Genomic DNA, 16,540 nt, shown 5'->3' with positions numbered 1-16,540 from the left:
TCCTTTTTTACAGTAAAATGAAAAACATAATTTAGGCGGGTGACGAGAAATGTCAGAAAATTTAAAAAACAGGTATCACAAAGTTTTGCCCTATGCTATACTAGAACTATGGGAAAAACAGAGCATCAGAAACTGAAAATATTATATATATTAGAACTGCTGTATGAACAGACGGATGAGAAGCATGCTGTCAGGATGAGGGATATTATAGCATATCTGAATCAGAAAGGTATTTCGGCAGAACGCAAAAGTATTTATCGGGATTTGGAGATGCTGCAGGACTTTGGTGTGGATATTTTAAGGGAACAGGAGTACCGAGGCGGATATTATATCGGAAGCCGTGATTTTGAACTGGCAGAATTGAAACTTTTGGTGGATGCGGTGCAGTCATCGAAGTTCATTACACAGAAGAAATCAAGAGAGCTGATACATAAGTTGGAGAAGCTGGTCAGCGTCTATGAGGCAAAACAGCTTCAGCGTCAGGTGGTGGTAACCAACCGGAATAAGACCATTAATGAGAATATTTATTATAACATTGATATGATTTACAATGGAATTTCCGGAGATGTAAAAATCCGTTTTCAGTATTTTTCGTGGAATATCGAAAAAGAAATGGAGCTTCGACGGGACGGAGCATTTTACGAGGTGAGTCCGCTGGTGCTTTCCTGGGATGATGAGAATTATTATCTTATAGCATATGATGAGGAAGATAGGATTATCAAGCATTTCCGCGTGGATAAGATGCTTAAGATTTCACTGACCAGAAAGAAACGGGAAGGTCTTAAGCAGTTTGAAACCTTTGATATTGCATCTTATTCAAAGAAAACTTTTGGTATGTTTGCTGGTGAGGAAGAAACGGTGACACTGCTTTGTGAAAATGATATGATTGGCGTGGTGATTGACCGGTTTGGGCAGGAAGTAAATGTCAGAAAAGCAGATGATATGCATTTTAGAGCAAGACTTCATGTGGCAGTCAGCGGACAGTTTTACGGCTGGCTTTGTGGTCTTGGAGAAAAGGTTGAGATTATTGAGCCGGCAGAGATGAGAGAAAACTATGTGACATATCTTCAGAGGATACAGAATAAATACAGTTAGCAGGTGATGGGAAGAATGGAGACAGAAGTTAAGTATTGTAAGATGTGCAGAAAGGAATTGCCGCCTTTGTCAGACAGGGAATACTGTTATGCCTGTGAGGAACTGCTTCTTTTTGATAAAGTGCGGGAATTTGTACGAAACAATGATGTAAATGAATATCAGGTGGCAGAGTATTTTGATATTCCGGTACGGATGGTAAAGCAGTGGATTAAAGAGGGAAGAATTGAATATAAAGAAAAGGATAAAGCAGGTATTATGTCGAATTATTGTTCCCGGTGCGGACAGCCGGTTTCCTTTGGAACACTTTGTCCACAGTGCCTGCGTCTTTTAAATGGAGAAAAGGCCAGAATGATTGGCTTCTCAAAACCGGAAGAAGGGGAAGAGGGCGAGATGCGTTTCTTAGACGGAGAAAGAAAGTAAGCAGTACTGCTTTGATTTTAGGTTATATTTGTAAAACAGAAACAGCCTGTGATTTTCATGATGTATCATGAAAATCACAGGCTGTTTTTAAAATAAAGTCTATTTCTGCTTTCTGATTTCAGTTGCTGCTTTAATAAAGCCTTTGAATAAAGGATGTGGACGGTTTGGTCTGGATTTTAATTCTGGATGGGCCTGGGTTGCAACGAACCAAGGGTGTCCAGGAATTTCTACCATTTCTACGATACGTCCATCTGGAGAAAGACCACACAGCTTCATGCCGTTTTCGGTAAGGATATTACGGTAATCATTGTTTACTTCATATCTGTGACGATGTCGTTCATGAATGGTTTCTTCTCCGTAAACCTGATAAGCAAGGGAATCAGTATCCAGAACACATGGGTAAGAACCAAGACGTAAGGTTCCGCCGATATCTTCAATACCATCCTGATCCGGCATCAGTGCAATAACAGGATGTGTGGTATTCGGGTCTAATTCAATACTGTGGGCATCATTGAGCTTGCAGACATGTCTTGCATATTCAATGATAGCAACCTGCATACCAAGACAAAGTCCTAAGTATGGAATTTTATGTTCTCTTGCATATTTTGCAGCAGTAATCATTCCTTCTACACCACGGTCACCGAAACCACCCGGTACAATAATTCCGTCAGAATTACCAAGAATTTCTTCTGCATTTTCATCATTTAATAATTCGGAATCTACCCAGTTTAAATTAACGGTTGCACGCTCGGCAATTCCACCATGTTTTAATGCTTCTACAACAGAGATATAAGCATCATGAAGCTGTGTATATTTTCCAACTAAGGAGATATTTACTTCCTGAATCGGATTGCGTAATGCTTCTACCATATCGGTCCAGTCTTTTAAATCCGGTTCCGGGCATGGAAGATGAAGGGAATCGCAGGCAACCTTTGCCAGATTTTCTTTTTCCATGGCAAGTGGTGCTTCATAAAGATACTCTACATCCAGATTCTGCAGTACATGATCGTTTGGGACGTTACAGAACAAAGCAATTTTATCCTTTAAGCCCTGGTCTAAAGGATGCTCGGAACGGCATACGATAATATCCGGCTGGATACCCATTCCCTGTAATTCTTTTACACTGGACTGTGTCGGTTTGGTCTTTAATTCACCGGATGCCTTGATATAAGGAATCAGTGTTACATGAATCAGAATTGCATTTTCATGTCCGACTTCATGCTGGAACTGTCTGATAGACTCTAAGAAAGGCTGGCTTTCAATATCTCCAACAGTACCACCTACTTCAATGATGGCAATATGGGTATCATTGGAAGTAAAGTTACGGTAGAATCGGCTCTTGATTTCATTGGTAATATGTGGAATTACCTGAACAGTACCTCCACCAAAGTCTCCACGGCGTTCTTTCTGAAGTACAGACCAGTAAACCTTTCCGGTAGTAACGTTAGAATTCTTGGTAAGACTTTCGTCAATGAAACGTTCATAATGGCCTAAATCCAGGTCGGTTTCTGCTCCATCATCGGTAACGAAAACTTCACCGTGCTGGATTGGGTTCATGGTACCCGGGTCAATATTGATATACGGGTCAAATTTCTGCATGGTAACCTTGTAGCCTCTGGCTTTTAACAGACGGCCAAGTGATGCAGCAGTAATGCCTTTTCCGAGACCGGAAACAACTCCACCGGTGACAAAGACGTATTTTACAGGCATGGTAGTTCCTCCTTAAATGTGTGTATATGGTTAAAACTTAGATAGACCGACAGTGAATGCGCCGTCGGTCTCATTTTTTCTCAAACTTAGTCTATTATACAACGACAGTAAAAATAAATCCACAAAAATTTATAAAATATTTAGAAAAGAAAGGAAAACTTAACAGAGTTATTATTGATTTATCCGGGCAGATTACATATAATAAGAACTATATTTTGGGAGAGTTTCGAGAATCATATACGGAGGATACAATGGATAACCTGTTTAATAATGGAAATAATAATCAGAATGGTGGAAATAATAACCAGAATAATGGGAATAATAATCAGAACGGCGATAAAAAGGGCGGTAATGGCCAGATGATACTGGCATTTGTTATCATTACTCTTGTGACGCTGTTCTTTATGAGTCTTTTAAACCGCTGCAGTGCAGATATGACTTCCCAGCGGATTACCTATACGGAATTTGTCCAGATGGTAAAGGATGACAAGGTAGAAAAGGTCGAAGTAGGTGCAAACCAGTATAATATCACACCAAAGTCAGATGATAAGACGTTGGTAAAGATGACCTATTATACCGGATTTATTAAAGATGAAAATTTATTAGACCTCTTAAATAAACACAATGTAGAAATTGACGGATATATTCCGAATAATACATCGACATGGGTATTTAATATTTTAAGTATTGTATTGCCTTTAATTATTATCTGGATTATTTTTGGCGCAGTCATGAAGAAGGCCGGCGGCGGAATGATGGGAGTCGGCAAGAGCAATGCCAAAGTATATGTAGAAAAGACAACCGGTGTAACCTTTAAGGATGTTGCCGGACAGGATGAAGCAAAAGAATCTTTACAGGAAGTGGTAGATTTCCTGCATAATCCGAAAAAATACCGTGAAATCGGAGCAAAACTTCCGAAGGGAGCATTGCTTGTAGGACCTCCTGGAACCGGTAAAACTCTGCTTGCCAAGGCAGTTGCCGGAGAAGCGAATGTTCCGTTCTTCTCACTGGCTGGTTCTGACTTTGTAGAGATGTTTGTAGGTGTCGGTGCATCCAGGGTAAGAGATTTGTTTAAGGATGCCCAGAAACAGGCACCATGTATCATATTTATTGATGAGATTGATGCCATCGGTAAGAGCCGTGACAGCAGATTCGGCGGTGGGAATGACGAGCGCGAGCAGACCTTAAACCAGCTGCTGGCAGAGATGGATGGATTTGATACTTCAAAGGGACTTTTAGTCCTGGCAGCAACAAACCGTCCGGAAGTACTGGATAAAGCGTTACTTCGCCCGGGCCGGTTTGACCGTAGAATTATTGTAGACAAACCGGATTTGAAGGGCCGTCTTGAGACGCTGAAGGTACACTCCAAAGATGTGCATATGGATGAATCCGTAGATTTGGAAGCAATTGCTCTGGCAAGTGCAGGACTGGTTGGCTCCGATCTTGCAAATATGATTAATGAAGCTGCTATTAATGCAGTAAAACATAACCGTAAATTTGTAAATCAGAGTGATTTGTTTGAAGCCTTTGAAATCGTGGCAGTTGGTGGAAAAGAGAAGAAAGACCGTGCCATGAGTAATCATGAGAAGAAGATTGTTTCTTATCATGAAGTAGGTCATGCAATGGTTACCGCATTACAGAAGAATACAGAACCGGTACAGAAAATTACTATCGTACCAAGAACCATGGGGGCATTGGGATACACCTTGCAGACACCGGAAGAAGAGAAATTTCTTGAGACCAAGGATGAATTAATTGCCAAGATAACGACTTATATGGCAGGCCGTGCAGCAGAAGAACTGGTATTCCATTCTGCAACCAGTGGAGCAGCAAATGATATTGAAAATGCGACCAAGATTGCAAGGGCAATGATTACACAGTTTGGTATGTCAGATAAATTTGGCATGATGAGTTTGGCTTCTGTAGATAATGCATATCTGGATGGTGCAGCACATTTGAATTGCGGCGATGAGACAGCGGCACAGATTGATGAAGAAGTCCGTACCATGATTCATAACTGCTATCAGGAGGCATATCAGCTCTTAGAAGAGAATCGCGAGGTATTAGACCATATTGCGGATTATTTATATGAACATGAAACCATTACGGGTAAAGAATTTATGAAGATATTCCGTGAGTTAAAAGGGCTGCCGGATCCGGATGAGGAAAAGAAGGAAGAAGAGGACCAAAAAGAAGAGAACGGGAATGACGTTTAATATTAAAGAAGAATTAAAGAAGCTTCCGGATCAGCCGGGGGTCTATATCATGCATGATGCCAGTGATGCCATTATCTATGTAGGTAAGGCAGTAAGCCTTCGAAACCGGGTACGTCAGTATTTTCAGGCGTGTCATGACGAAGGAATCAAGAAAGACCAGATGGTAAAGAAGATTACCCGGTTTGAATATATTATCACTGATTCGGAATTAGAAGCGCTGGTATTAGAATGCAATTTAATAAAAGAGTACAGGCCGAAGTATAATACCATGCTCCGGGATGATAAGACTTATCCCTATATAAAGGTGACTCTGGGGGAAGAATTCCCCAGGGTTCTCTTTTGCCGTCAGCTGAAAAAAGACAAATCCAGATATTTTGGTCCATATACCAGTGCCGGTGCGGTGAAAGATACGATAGATTTGTTGAAAAAAATTTATCATTTAAGAACCTGCAACCGGGTATTGCCAAGAGATATTGGAAAAGAACGTCCGTGCCTTAATTACCATATTCATCAGTGTCAGGCACCCTGTCAGGGTTATATTTCCAAAGAGGAGTACCGGGAGAAAATCAATCAGGCAGTAGATTTCTTAAATGGCAATTATCAGCCGGTTTTAAAAGAATTAGAAGAGCGGATGATGCAGGCATCGGAAAATATGGATTTTGAGAGGGCAATTGAGTACCGGGAACTTTTAAACAGTGTAAAACAGGTGGCACAGAAGCAGAAAATCACTAGTTCCGACGGAGAGGATAAAGATATAATAGCTCTTGCAGCCGATGACCGGGATGCGGTAGTTCAGGTATTCTTTATCCGGAGTGGCAGGCTTATAGGAAGAGAACACTTTTATGTAACTATTGCCAATGAAGACAGTAAGGAACAGATACTGACGACATTTTTAAAGCAGTTCTATTCCGGAACACCATATATCCCGAAGGAAATCATGCTGCAATATGCAGTTGAGGATGCAGCAGTTATTGAAGACTGGCTGACTAAGAAGCGTGGTCAGAAGGTAGTACTCCGGGTACCGCAGAAAGGAATGAAGGAAAAACTGGTGGAGCTGGCTGAGAAAAATGCCGCACTGGTATTGTCCCAGGACAGGGAAAAACTAAAGCGTGAAGAAGGCAGGACAATCGGTGCAATGAAAGAAATTGCATCCTGGCTGGATTTAGAAAAGTTAGAACGCGTGGAAGCCTATGATATTTCCAATATCAATGGATTTGAAACGGTAGGTTCCATGGTGGTTTATGAAAAGGGAAAACCACAGCGTAGTGATTACCGGAAATTTAAGTTAAGAACTATCACGGGACCGGATGATTATGCATCCATGCACGAGGTTCTGACCCGCAGATTTACCCATGGACAGGAAGAAAGGAAAATTTTACAAAAAAAAGGGCTGGATGACCAATATGGGGGATTTACAAAGTTCCCGGATTTGATTATGATGGATGGTGGAAGAGGTCAGGTAAATATTGCTCTTCAGGTGCTGGATGAACTGCATCTTTCCATACCGGTCTGTGGAATGGTAAAAGATGATCATCACAGGACGAGAGGATTATATTATCAGAATATAGAGATACCGATAGACACTTCCGGTGAAGGATTTCATTTGATTACAAGAATACAGGATGAAGCACATCGGTTTGCTATAGAATATCATCGTTCTTTACGAAGTAAGGAACAGGTGCATTCTGTGCTGGATGATATCCCGGGAATCGGGCCGGCACGAAGAAAGGCGCTGATGAGAAGGTTCCAGTCCTTAGACGCAATTCGCAGTGCATCCATAGAAGAATTGTCTGGGACAGAAGCGATGAACGAAAAAGCAGCGGAAGAAGTATTCCGCTTTTTCCACAGGGGAGAGGAAAAATAAAAAGAAAAAGGAGAATCACTATGACCAAAGAAGAAAAATTCAAAAACAAAAGTATCAAGAAAAAAGTTAATGATGCATTTAACATGATATTCAGGCTGTATTTTGCAACAGTAGCACTAGCCAGTCTGGGATTGATTCTGCTGGCAGTGGTGCCGGATGCGTTCCGTATTCCGGTTCTGGTTATCTGCATTGTGATTATGCTGACAATTGTAGTAGTAAGTGTTACTTTAACCGGCCGGGAATCCAAGTGGTTAATTTATTATATTGTAAAACCAATCCGGGAATTAGAAGATGTAGCAGAGCATCTTTCCCATGGAGAATTGCATGAGAAAGTAACTTATCAGTCTGAAGATGAAATCGGAGAACTGGCAAACCGGTTCCGTAATATGGAAGATACTTTACAGAAAATTGTTGGCGATTTACAGAATATTTTAAAAGAATTTGCACAGGGTAATTATACCGTACGTTCTTCATGCAAAGAAGCATATGTGGGAGAATTTGAAACGGTGATGGAAGAACTGGTAAGCACCATCCAGAACGTAAGCAGTACATTATGCCTGATTAAGGAATCTTCTAATCAGGTAGCCGCCGGTTCTGAACAGCTTGCAATCAGCTCCCAGGATCTGGCAAAGGGTGCAACAGACCAGTCTATTGCAGTAGATAATCTGGTGGAGAATGTTTCAAAGGTTACAGAACAGGTTGTTGCAAACAGCAAGTCAACAGATATTGTACATGACCGTGCAAAGAGCGTAGGAATGGAAGCAAATGTCAGCCAGAACAAGATGCGGGAACTTATGGAGGCAATGGAACGTATCTCGACAACATCCAAAGAGCTGGAAAGAGTTATTACTGAAATTGATGGTATTGCAAGCCAGACCAACCTTCTTTCCCTGAATGCATCCATTGAGGCTGCAAGAGCCGGAGAAGCAGGAAAGGGATTTGCAGTTGTTGCGGAGCAGATTCGTATGCTGGCTGAAAGCAGTGCAGAATCTGCAGAGACATCCAAGCATTTACTGGAGACAAACCAGGTAGAAGTAGAACATGGAAACGAAGTAACACAGCAGACATCGGAATCATTAAATAAGGTTATTACAGAACTGGATGCTATTATTACAGAAGTTGCTAATATCAGAATTGCTTCTGACCGTCAGGCAGTGTCAGTAAAAGAAATTGAAGATGGTGTAAAACAGATTGATGATGTTATTCAGACCAATTCTGCAGCATCCCAGGAGGCATCAGCAACCAGTGAAGAATTGTCTGCAGAGGCAACTTCTTTAGATGAACTGGTAGAACGTTTCAAATTATTAGAACAGTAAAGAATTATAAAAATACAGGGGTGAAGATAAGGAAGGAGTCATGCCATGGAAGGTGTAGGAATTGAGAAAATTGTAAAAAAACTGCAGTTAAAGAAATATATTGAGGATATGGAATTAAAGGGACACCGCATCAGACTTGCGGATGTAAACCGTCCGGCGTTACAGCTGAGCGGATATTTTGAACATTTCGAGCAGTCCCGTGTACAGATTATCGGTATGGTAGAATATACATACCTGCAGCATTTGAATGATTCAGAAAAGGACAGCATTTACAGCCGGTTCTTAAAATATGATATACCATGTGTTATTTTCTGCAGGGATTTACAGCCGGATGACCTGTTCTTACAGAGGGCAAAGGAAAATAATGTTCCGGTATTCGGAACAGGCAGAAGCACATCAGAATTCATGGCGGAGCTGATTTATCTTTTGAGTGAAGAGCTTGCCCCGTGTATTACCATCCATGGTGTGCTGGTAGACGTTTACGGTGAGGGACTTCTGATTACCGGTGAAAGCGGAATCGGTAAGAGTGAAGCAGCACTGGAACTGATTAAGCGGGGACATCGTCTGGTAACAGATGATGTGGTAGAAATCCGTAAAATCAATGAGCATACCTTAACCGGCACATCACCGGATATCACCAGATACTTCATTGAGTTAAGAGGTATCGGAATCATTGATGTAAAGACTTTGTTCGGTGTTGAGTGTGTAAAAGAGAAACAGAATATCGACCTTGTAATTAAACTGGAAGACTGGAAGAAAGATAATGAGTATGACCGCCTTGGCCTTGAGGAAGAATATACAGAGTTACTTGGAAATAAAGTAGTATGTCATTCCCTTCCAATCCGTCCAGGCCGAAATCTGGCAGTTATCTGCGAGGCTGCAGCCGTTAACCACAGACAGAAGAAGATGGGTTACAATGCAGCTCAGGAATTGTATCGTCGTGTACAGGCAAATCTGAACAAGAAGGACGACGAGGAAGAAGAGTAAAAGGAGATTCATTCATATGGAACGAGAAGTAGCATGGAATCATTACAGTGAAGAAGAGAAGAAGAAAGTTTTTGAATTTGCAGAAGAGTATCGTAAATTTATATCAGCATGTAAGACAGAAAGAGAATGTGTACGCACTTTTGTAGAGCGGGCAGAGGCAGCAGGATATCTTGATATAAAGAAAGTGATTGCAGAAGGAATAAAACTGGAATCCGGTGCAAGAGTGTATGCAGATAATAATGGAAAAGCACTTGCTATGTTCATTGTAGGAAAGAAACCAATGGAAGAGGGCATGCGGATTCTCGGCGCACATGTGGATTCTCCGAGAATGGATTTAAAACAGAATCCATTCTATGAAGATACCGGGCTTGCTATGTTAGATACCCATTATTATGGTGGTGTGAAGAAATACCAGTGGGTAACACTTCCGCTGGCATTGCATGGTGTAGTGGCAAAGAAAGACGGAAGTGTAGTAGAGGTAAATATTGGAGATAAGCCGGGAGATCCGGTATTTGGTGTCAGTGATTTACTGATTCATCTTGCCGGTGAGCAGATGGAAAAGAAAGCAGCAAAGGTTATTGAAGGAGAAAACTTAGACCTTCTGATTGGAAGTATTCCGCTTGCAGGTGAAGAAAAAGAAAATGCCAAGGATACGGTAAAAGAAAATATCCTTGGAATCTTAAAAGAGGAATATGAAATTGGGGAAGAAGATTTCCTGTCCGCAGAGATTGAAGTGGTACCAGCCGGAGAAGCAAGAGATTATGGACTTGACCGGAGCATGATTATGGGGTACGGACATGATGACAGAGTCTGTGCGTATCCATCCTTTGAGGCAATGCTGGCAAAAAATGAAACACCGGAATATACCAGTGTATGTCTCCTGGTAGATAAAGAAGAAATCGGCAGCGTGGGAGCAACCGGGATGCAGTCGAGATTTTTTGAAAATATGACAGCAGAAGTGATGGCAGCAGCAGGACAGTATACAGAACTTGCACTGCGTCGTGCATTGCAGAATTCCCATGTATTATCCTCTGATGTCAGTGCGGCATTTGACCCCAATTATCCGTCCGTTATGGATAAGAAAAATGCAGCATATTTTGGAAAAGGAATGGTATTTAATAAATATACCGGTTCCAGAGGAAAGTCAGGTTCTAATGATGCCAGTGCAGAATATGTTGGAAAATTGCGTGCAGTGATGGACGATGGTAATGTATTTTATCAGACTGCAGAATTAGGTAAAGTAGACCAGGGTGGCGGCGGAACCATCGCGTATATTCTGGCAAATTATGGAATGCAGGTAATTGACAGTGGTGTGGCAGTTTTAAATATGCATGCACCATGGGAGATTATCAGTAAAGCAGATTTATATGAAGCATATAAAGGATATGTAGCATTTTTGGCTTCATAGAGAAATAAAAAATGGGAGAAGCAAATTGTGAGAGAAGACTGGATAGAAGCCATTAAGACAATTGTAGATGAAAGCAGAATACGCTTGCAGGAGCCGATGAGCCGTCATACCACATTCCGGATTGGGGGCATGGCAGAGATTTTTCTGATGCCGACCATAAAAGAGGCAGTGGATGTTATCACATTGTGCAGAGCAAAGAAGATTCCGTATACGATTATTGGAAACGGAAGTAATCTTCTGGTGGGCGATAAGGGAATTCCCGGAGTGGTCATTGAATTTGGCGCAAATGCTTCTTCCATTGAAGTAAAGGAAAATATGATTCATGCCGAAGCGGGAGCATTGCTGTCGAAGGTTGCGCACAAGGCACTGGAAGCATCCTTAGGCGGAATGGAATTTGCAGCAGGAATTCCGGGAAGCATCGGAGGTGCAGTTGTGATGAACGCCGGTGCTTATGGCGGAGAGATGAAGGATATTTTAGTATCTGCGGATCTTTTGACCAAAGATGGTGAAGTGGTAGAAGTTCCGGTAGAAGAGATTTCCTTAAGTTACAGACACAGCCGTGTTATGGAGACCGGGGAAGTAGTGCTGGGTGTAACGTTAAAATTAGTATCCGGAGAAAAAGAGAAAATTGAAGCTGTCATGCAGGAACTCCGCCAGAAACGGCAGGAGAAGCAGCCGTTGGAATTCCCAAGTGCAGGAAGTACCTTTAAGCGGCCGGAAGGCTATTTTGCCGGAAAGCTGATTATGGATGCCGGGTTAAGAGGCTATCGTGTGGGAGATGCCCAGGTATCCGAGAAACATTGTGGCTTTGTTATAAACCGTGGGCAGGCAACTGCAGCAGAAGTGGAAGAGCTGATGCGCAGGGTGCAGGAAAAAGTAGAACAGGAGTTTCAGGTAAGACTGGAGCCGGAAGTAAGAAGGTTAGGAGAATTTTCATGAAACTGGTAATTCTGACAGGAATGTCCGGGGCGGGAAAGAGTACAGCACTTAAGATGATGGAGGATATCGGATTTTATTGTGTCGATAATCTGCCGATTCCGCTGATTGAAAAGTTTATAGAGTTAGCAGATTTGAGAAATACCGAGCTTCAGAAGGTTGCTGTGGGTGTGGATATCCGAAGCGGACAGGCATTGGAAGATTTGCAGGATATTCTTGACCACCTGAGAGGTGAAGGAAAAGAATTTGATGTACTGTTTTTGGATGCAGAGGATGGTGTGCTGGTAAAACGTTATAAAGAAACCAGAAGAAGTCATCCACTGGCAGGAAGCGATCGTGTCGATAAAGGCATCGAAGAAGAAAGAAGAAGATTGGAATTCTTAAAGAAACAGGCAAATTACATTATAGATACCAGTCATCTTCTGACCAGAGAATTAAAAACAGAATTAAATAAAATATTTGTAGAGAATCAGGAGTTTAAGAATTTATTTATCACAATTTTATCCTTTGGATTCAAGTATGGAATTCCGGCAGATGCAGATCTGGTGTTTGATGTACGTTTTCTGCCAAATCCGTATTATGTGGAAGGATTACGCCCAAAGAATGGTAATGATAAAGAGATTCAGGATTTTGTGATGCAATATAAGGAAGCCCACGTATTTCTGGATAAATTAGAAGATATGATAAAATTCCTGATACCGAATTACATAACAGAGGGGAAGAGCCAGCTGGTAATTGCAATTGGCTGTACCGGAGGCAAGCATCGTTCCGTAACCCTTGCCAATGAATTGTTTAAACGGTTGGAGAAACAGAAACAGTTTGGAATTAAGATAGAGCATCGTGACATTGAAAAGGATACGATGCGGCATTAGATGGAGATATGAGATGTCTTTTTCGGGAGAAGTAAAGGCGGAACTGGAGAAGCATATAAGTAAAAGCAGACACTGCCAGTTAGCAGAACTTGCAGCAATTATAAGTTTTTCCGGAAGAATGATATTGACGGGAGCAGATCCCAGATTGGAAATTGCAACAGAACATGCCGGATTGGCAAAAAAGTGCTATACGCTTTTGAAGCGGGCATTTGACATCAGTGCAGAGTTATCTGAACAGAATCCGGGTGTGTTATATATAGAAGAACAGGATGCCATGCGCAGGGTATTAATGGCACTTAAATTTTTGGAAGAGGACGGTTCACTGCATCCGTTCCGACAGGCAGTAAATGGAATGTTGCTGCAGAAGTCCTGCTGTAGAAGGACGTTTGTAAGAGGAGCATTTCTGGCTTCGGGTTCCATGAGTGACCCGCATAAATCCTATCATTTTGAAATTGTATGTGCAACGCCACAACAGGCAGAACAGCTCAGGACGGTAATCAGTGACTTTGGCATGGATGCGAAAGTGGTGGAACGTAAGAAGCACCATGTGGTATACTTAAAAGAAGGTGCACAGATTGTGGATATGTTAAATATCATGGAAGCACATGTGGCACTGATGAACCTTGAAAATGTACGCATTTTGAAAGAGATGCGTAACAGTGTAAACCGGCAGGTAAATTGTGAAACTGCCAATATTAATAAGACTGTGAATGCTGCAGTAAAGCAGATTGAAGATATTAAGTTTATCCAGGAAAAGGGACGACTGCAGGAATTGCCGGATAATCTTTACGAGATGGCACAGGTACGTTTGGAACACCCGGAAGCGCCTCTTAAGGAACTGGGGGCATACTTAAATCCACCGGTGGGAAAATCCGGTGTGAATCACAGGTTAAGAAAGATAAGTGAAATTGCTGAAAACATGAGAGTATGAAAAGGATGAGGAGGAATACATATGATGAAGAAAGAGGTGACCATTAAATTTGTCAATGGTGTCGAAGCAAGTCCCATTGCATTGCTTGTTCAGACTGCAAATCGTTTTTCCAGCAGTATTTATATTGAATCCGGAGATAAAAAAGTAAATGTGAAGAGCATTATGGGTATGATGTCACTGGCAATGAATTATGAGGATATGGTAACAGTTGTTACTGAGGGTGAGGACGAGAAGGAAGCCTTGGATACATTGGAACAGTTCCTGTCTGAGGGCTAGAAGGAAAAGAGAGGTTATGTAAAAAATGAAAAAGAAATTACTTTTTATATTTAATCCACATTCCGGCAAGGGACTGATTAAGAATAAACTGTTAGAAATTGTAGACATTATGGTAAAGGCAGATTATGAAGTAACCATATATCCGACACAGAGCAAAGGGGATACGCAGAACCATGTCAGAGAAGAAGCGAAGAATTATGATCTGATTGTCTGTAGTGGTGGAGACGGTACTTTGGATGAAGCAGTCAGCGGAATGATGGAAAGTGAAGAAAAGACACTGCTTGGCTATATTCCGGCAGGAAGTACCAACGACTTTGCCAATTCTTTAAGAATACCTAAAAGCATGCTAAAGGCAGCAAATGTAGCGGTAAAGGGAAGACGGTTTCCGGTAGATATAGGATATTTTAATGGAGATTCATTCGTATATGTGGCAGCATTTGGACTGTTTACTGCAGTATCTTATCAGACCAGCCAGCAGTTAAAGAATGTATTAGGACACGCAGCTTATATTTTAGAAGGAATGAAACAGCTTTTAGATATTCCGGTCTATAAGATGCGGGTAGAATATGATGATGAGGTATTAGAGGACGAATTTATCTATGGTATGATTACCAATTCTATTTCTGTGGGGGGATTTAAGAACCTGACAGGTAAAAATGTACTCCTGGATGACGGTGTTTTTGAGGTGACACTGATTAAAGCACCGAAGAATCCACTGGAGTTAAATGAGATTATTGCAGCATTAACCAGCCGCAAGGATGATACCGACCTGGTATACTCATTTAAGAGCAGCAATATTAAGTTTTATCCGGAAGAAATTATTCCATGGACTTTAGATGGTGAGTTTGGGGGAGACCATAAGGAAGTGGAAATAAGAAATATGCACCAGGCTTTGGAGATTATGGTCAAGAATAAAGAAACATCTGTAAAATGATTGTTATATTTTTAACTTTATTTTTGGGAAAAGCCATGGTACAATGAAAAAAAACAATGGAGGAATCAAAATGTTAGTATCAGCAACAGAAATGTTAAAAAAAGCAAAAGCTGGTCATTATGCAGTAGGCCAGTTCAATATCAACAACCTTGAGTGGACAAAATCAATACTGTTAACTGCAGAAGAATTAAAATCCCCTGTAATTCTTGGTGTATCTGAAGGTGCAGGAAAATATATGACAGGTTTTAAGACCGTTGCAGCTATGGTAAAAGCTATGGATGAAGAACTTGGAATCACAGTTCCTGTAGCACTTCACTTAGATCATGGAACATATGAAGGATGTTATAAATGTATCAAAGCTGGATTTACATCTATCATGTTTGATGGTTCTCATTATCCATTTGAAGAGAACCTTGCTAAGTCTACAGAGCTTGTAAATGTAGCTCATCAGCTTGGACTTTCTATCGAGTGTGAGGTTGGTTCCATCGGTGGAGAAGAAGACGGAGTAGTTGGAATGGGCGAGTGCGCAGATCCTAACGAGTGTAAGACAATCGCTGATCTTGGTGTAGATATGCTTGCAGCAGGTATCGGTAATATCCACGGAAAATATCCGGCAAACTGGAAAGGACTTTCTTTCGAGACTCTGGACGCTATCCAGCAGAAGACAGGAACTATGCCATTAGTACTTCACGGTGGTACAGGAATTCCTGCAGATATGATTAAGAAAGCTATCTCTCTTGGCGTATCTAAGATTAATGTAAATACAGAGTGTCAGTTATCTTTCGCAGATGCTACACGTAAATATATTGAAGCTGGTAAGGACTTAGAGGGCAAAGGATTTGACCCACGTAAATTATTAGCTCCGGGTGCAGAAGCAATCAAAGCTACTGTAAAAGAAAAAATGGAATTATTTGGTTCTGTTGGAAAAGCAGAATAAGAATGATTTTTATAAGGGCCGCCCATTAGAGGGTGCAAGTAAGGGATTTTTATCCTTTGAAAAATTGGCATAGTTTCGGAGAAATCCGGCTATGCCATTTTTTTCTTTTGCTTGCAGGAAGATTAACTGCACTAATGCAGTTGTAGATAATTTGGATTTCCTGCTGTCTGCGACCATCCATTTTCTCTGCTTTGAATACAATAATCTTGTCATCGAATTCTCGTATAATCTCAGCATTTAATTCTGTAAATTCAGCATATTTCTTTACTAATGATAAGAAGTACTGTGCATTGAGGTTTTCTTCCTTAGCCTTTGATAAGAATAATTTCAGTTCAGAGACTCTTTATATTCTTTCTTGCCTGAAATGCTGGAAACCACGGAATGCGTACATTAAAAAGTACAGAAGAGGGCACGGAAAAAGTAGTTGCAGATGAGAATGGGTATGCAGTACCGCCTGGCAGCAACTGATTTCGAAACCGGCGATTGATAAAATCGACAAAAAATGTATATTATTTTGCACAAATTTGTAGAATGTATCAAAAATAAAAAAAATATAAACTTTGACTTGATTTTTTAGAAAGTTTCATGTATTTTAGATATAGCAGATGAAATGTGCGTGACGAACAAGGGTGTTCCAA

15 protein-coding genes are annotated in these 16,540 nt (G+C 41.1%); 13 read left to right on the top strand and 2 right to left on the bottom strand.

Translation table 11 applies throughout. The features are described 5' to 3' along the window. Window positions 1–108 precede the first annotated feature (108 nt). Both DWY37_RS07270 and DWY37_RS07265 read left to right on the top strand, forming a co-directional pair. The gene (locus DWY37_RS07270; protein WP_117947732.1) at window positions 109–1,095 is read left to right on the top strand and encodes a helix-turn-helix transcriptional regulator; all 987 of its coding nucleotides are present in this window, start codon (window positions 109–111) and stop codon (window positions 1,093–1,095) included. A gap of 15 nt (window positions 1,096–1,110) precedes the next feature. Beyond that, window positions 1,111–1,515 carry a hypothetical protein gene (locus tag DWY37_RS07265; protein ID WP_118057102.1) on the top strand — a complete coding sequence of 135 codons (405 nt, stop codon included), beginning with the start codon at window positions 1,111–1,113 and terminating at the stop codon, window positions 1,513–1,515. A 99-nt stretch (window positions 1,516–1,614) separates the two neighbouring features. Here DWY37_RS07265 and DWY37_RS07260 read toward each other — a convergent pair whose 3' ends face one another. Then, window positions 1,615–3,225 carry a CTP synthase gene (locus DWY37_RS07260; RefSeq protein WP_118172853.1) on the bottom strand — a complete coding sequence of 537 codons (1,611 nt, stop codon included), beginning with the start codon at window positions 3,223–3,225 and terminating at the stop codon, window positions 1,615–1,617. A gap of 251 nt (window positions 3,226–3,476) precedes the next feature. Between DWY37_RS07260 and ftsH the strand changes: the two genes are divergently transcribed. The 11 genes from ftsH (at window position 3,477) to fba (ending at window position 15,902) form a co-directional block, all read left to right on the top strand. Then, window positions 3,477–5,441, top strand: coding sequence for an ATP-dependent zinc metalloprotease FtsH (gene ftsH / locus DWY37_RS07255; RefSeq protein ID WP_117696656.1), 1,965 nt, complete (start codon window positions 3,477–3,479; stop codon window positions 5,439–5,441). After that, window positions 5,431–7,305 carry an excinuclease ABC subunit UvrC gene (gene uvrC / locus DWY37_RS07250; RefSeq protein WP_243089447.1) on the top strand — a complete coding sequence of 625 codons (1,875 nt, stop codon included), beginning with the start codon at window positions 5,431–5,433 and terminating at the stop codon, window positions 7,303–7,305. Before ftsH ends, uvrC begins: the two co-directional genes overlap by 11 nt. A gap of 20 nt (window positions 7,306–7,325) precedes the next feature. Beyond that, complete coding sequence (locus DWY37_RS07245; protein ID WP_117696659.1) at window positions 7,326–8,621, top strand: methyl-accepting chemotaxis protein; 1,296 nt, start codon at window positions 7,326–7,328, stop codon at window positions 8,619–8,621. Between the two features lie 45 nt (window positions 8,622–8,666). Further along, on the top strand, window positions 8,667–9,608 hold the full coding sequence (gene hprK / locus DWY37_RS07240) for an HPr(Ser) kinase/phosphatase (RefSeq protein ID WP_022243584.1): 942 nt from the start codon (window positions 8,667–8,669) through the stop codon (window positions 9,606–9,608). 16 nt (window positions 9,609–9,624) lie between these two features. Next, window positions 9,625–11,016, top strand: a complete 1,392-nt coding sequence (locus DWY37_RS07235) for an aminopeptidase (RefSeq protein WP_118541984.1) — start codon at window positions 9,625–9,627, stop codon at window positions 11,014–11,016. Between the two features lie 27 nt (window positions 11,017–11,043). Next, window positions 11,044–11,955 (top strand): UDP-N-acetylmuramate dehydrogenase, encoded by a 912-nt coding sequence (gene murB, locus DWY37_RS07230; protein ID WP_118172849.1) that lies wholly within the window; start codon window positions 11,044–11,046, stop codon window positions 11,953–11,955. After that, window positions 11,952–12,824 carry an RNase adapter RapZ gene (rapZ, locus tag DWY37_RS07225; RefSeq protein WP_117696668.1) on the top strand — a complete coding sequence of 291 codons (873 nt, stop codon included), beginning with the start codon at window positions 11,952–11,954 and terminating at the stop codon, window positions 12,822–12,824. The genes murB and rapZ overlap by 4 nt, the downstream gene beginning before the upstream one ends. Before the next feature lie 13 nt (window positions 12,825–12,837). Next, complete coding sequence (gene whiA, locus DWY37_RS07220; RefSeq protein WP_022243580.1) at window positions 12,838–13,755, top strand: DNA-binding protein WhiA; 918 nt, start codon at window positions 12,838–12,840, stop codon at window positions 13,753–13,755. A 21-nt stretch (window positions 13,756–13,776) separates the two neighbouring features. After that, window positions 13,777–14,031: an HPr family phosphocarrier protein gene (locus DWY37_RS07215; RefSeq protein ID WP_022243579.1), complete on the top strand. Its 255-nt coding sequence runs from the start codon at window positions 13,777–13,779 to the stop codon at window positions 14,029–14,031. 25 nt (window positions 14,032–14,056) lie between these two features. Further along, a complete protein-coding gene (locus DWY37_RS07210) occupies window positions 14,057–14,965 on the top strand; it encodes a diacylglycerol/lipid kinase family protein (RefSeq protein ID WP_118541986.1) in 909 nt (302 codons plus the stop codon). Between the two features lie 70 nt (window positions 14,966–15,035). Next, the gene (gene fba, locus DWY37_RS07205; RefSeq protein ID WP_022243577.1) at window positions 15,036–15,902 is read left to right on the top strand and encodes a class II fructose-1,6-bisphosphate aldolase; all 867 of its coding nucleotides are present in this window, start codon (window positions 15,036–15,038) and stop codon (window positions 15,900–15,902) included. Window positions 15,903–15,951: 49 nt separating this feature from the next. On the opposite strand, the gene DWY37_RS16480 is transcribed toward fba, so the two are convergent. Further along, window positions 15,952–16,233 carry a DUF4368 domain-containing protein gene (locus tag DWY37_RS16480; RefSeq protein WP_242994275.1) on the bottom strand — a complete coding sequence of 94 codons (282 nt, stop codon included), beginning with the start codon at window positions 16,231–16,233 and terminating at the stop codon, window positions 15,952–15,954. Between the last annotated feature and the right edge of the window lie 307 nt (window positions 16,234–16,540).

This window comes from Roseburia sp. AF25-13LB (assembly GCF_003478915.1).
GTDB classification, from domain to species: Bacteria; Bacillota; Clostridia; order Lachnospirales; family Lachnospiraceae; genus Roseburia_C; species Roseburia_C amylophila.
Note: the sequence above shows the minus strand (reverse complement) of the source record. Positions and strands in the feature narration are given on the sequence as shown.

Excerpts from the sequence above, each read along its gene's own strand:
- DWY37_RS07210 (WP_118541986.1), top strand. The coding sequence starts at position 14,057 with ATGAAAAAGAAATTACTTTTTATATTTAATCCACATTCCGGCAAGGGA.
- DWY37_RS07215 (WP_022243579.1), top strand. The coding sequence starts at position 13,777 with ATGATGAAGAAAGAGGTGACCATTAAATTTGTCAATGGTGTCGAAGCA.
- uvrC (WP_243089447.1), top strand. The coding sequence starts at position 5,431 with ATGACGTTTAATATTAAAGAAGAATTAAAGAAGCTTCCGGATCAGCCG.
- ftsH (WP_117696656.1), top strand. The coding sequence starts at position 3,477 with ATGGATAACCTGTTTAATAATGGAAATAATAATCAGAATGGTGGAAAT.
- fba (WP_022243577.1), top strand. The coding sequence starts at position 15,036 with ATGTTAGTATCAGCAACAGAAATGTTAAAAAAAGCAAAAGCTGGTCAT.
- DWY37_RS07235 (WP_118541984.1), top strand. The coding sequence starts at position 9,625 with ATGGAACGAGAAGTAGCATGGAATCATTACAGTGAAGAAGAGAAGAAG.
- DWY37_RS07260 (WP_118172853.1), bottom strand. The coding sequence starts at position 3,225 with ATGCCTGTAAAATACGTCTTTGTCACCGGTGGAGTTGTTTCCGGTCTC.
- DWY37_RS07270 (WP_117947732.1), top strand. The coding sequence starts at position 109 with ATGGGAAAAACAGAGCATCAGAAACTGAAAATATTATATATATTAGAA.
- DWY37_RS07265 (WP_118057102.1), top strand. The coding sequence starts at position 1,111 with ATGGAGACAGAAGTTAAGTATTGTAAGATGTGCAGAAAGGAATTGCCG.
- hprK (WP_022243584.1), top strand. The coding sequence starts at position 8,667 with ATGGAAGGTGTAGGAATTGAGAAAATTGTAAAAAAACTGCAGTTAAAG.
- rapZ (WP_117696668.1), top strand. The coding sequence starts at position 11,952 with ATGAAACTGGTAATTCTGACAGGAATGTCCGGGGCGGGAAAGAGTACA.
- whiA (WP_022243580.1), top strand. The coding sequence starts at position 12,838 with ATGTCTTTTTCGGGAGAAGTAAAGGCGGAACTGGAGAAGCATATAAGT.
- DWY37_RS07245 (WP_117696659.1), top strand. The coding sequence starts at position 7,326 with ATGACCAAAGAAGAAAAATTCAAAAACAAAAGTATCAAGAAAAAAGTT.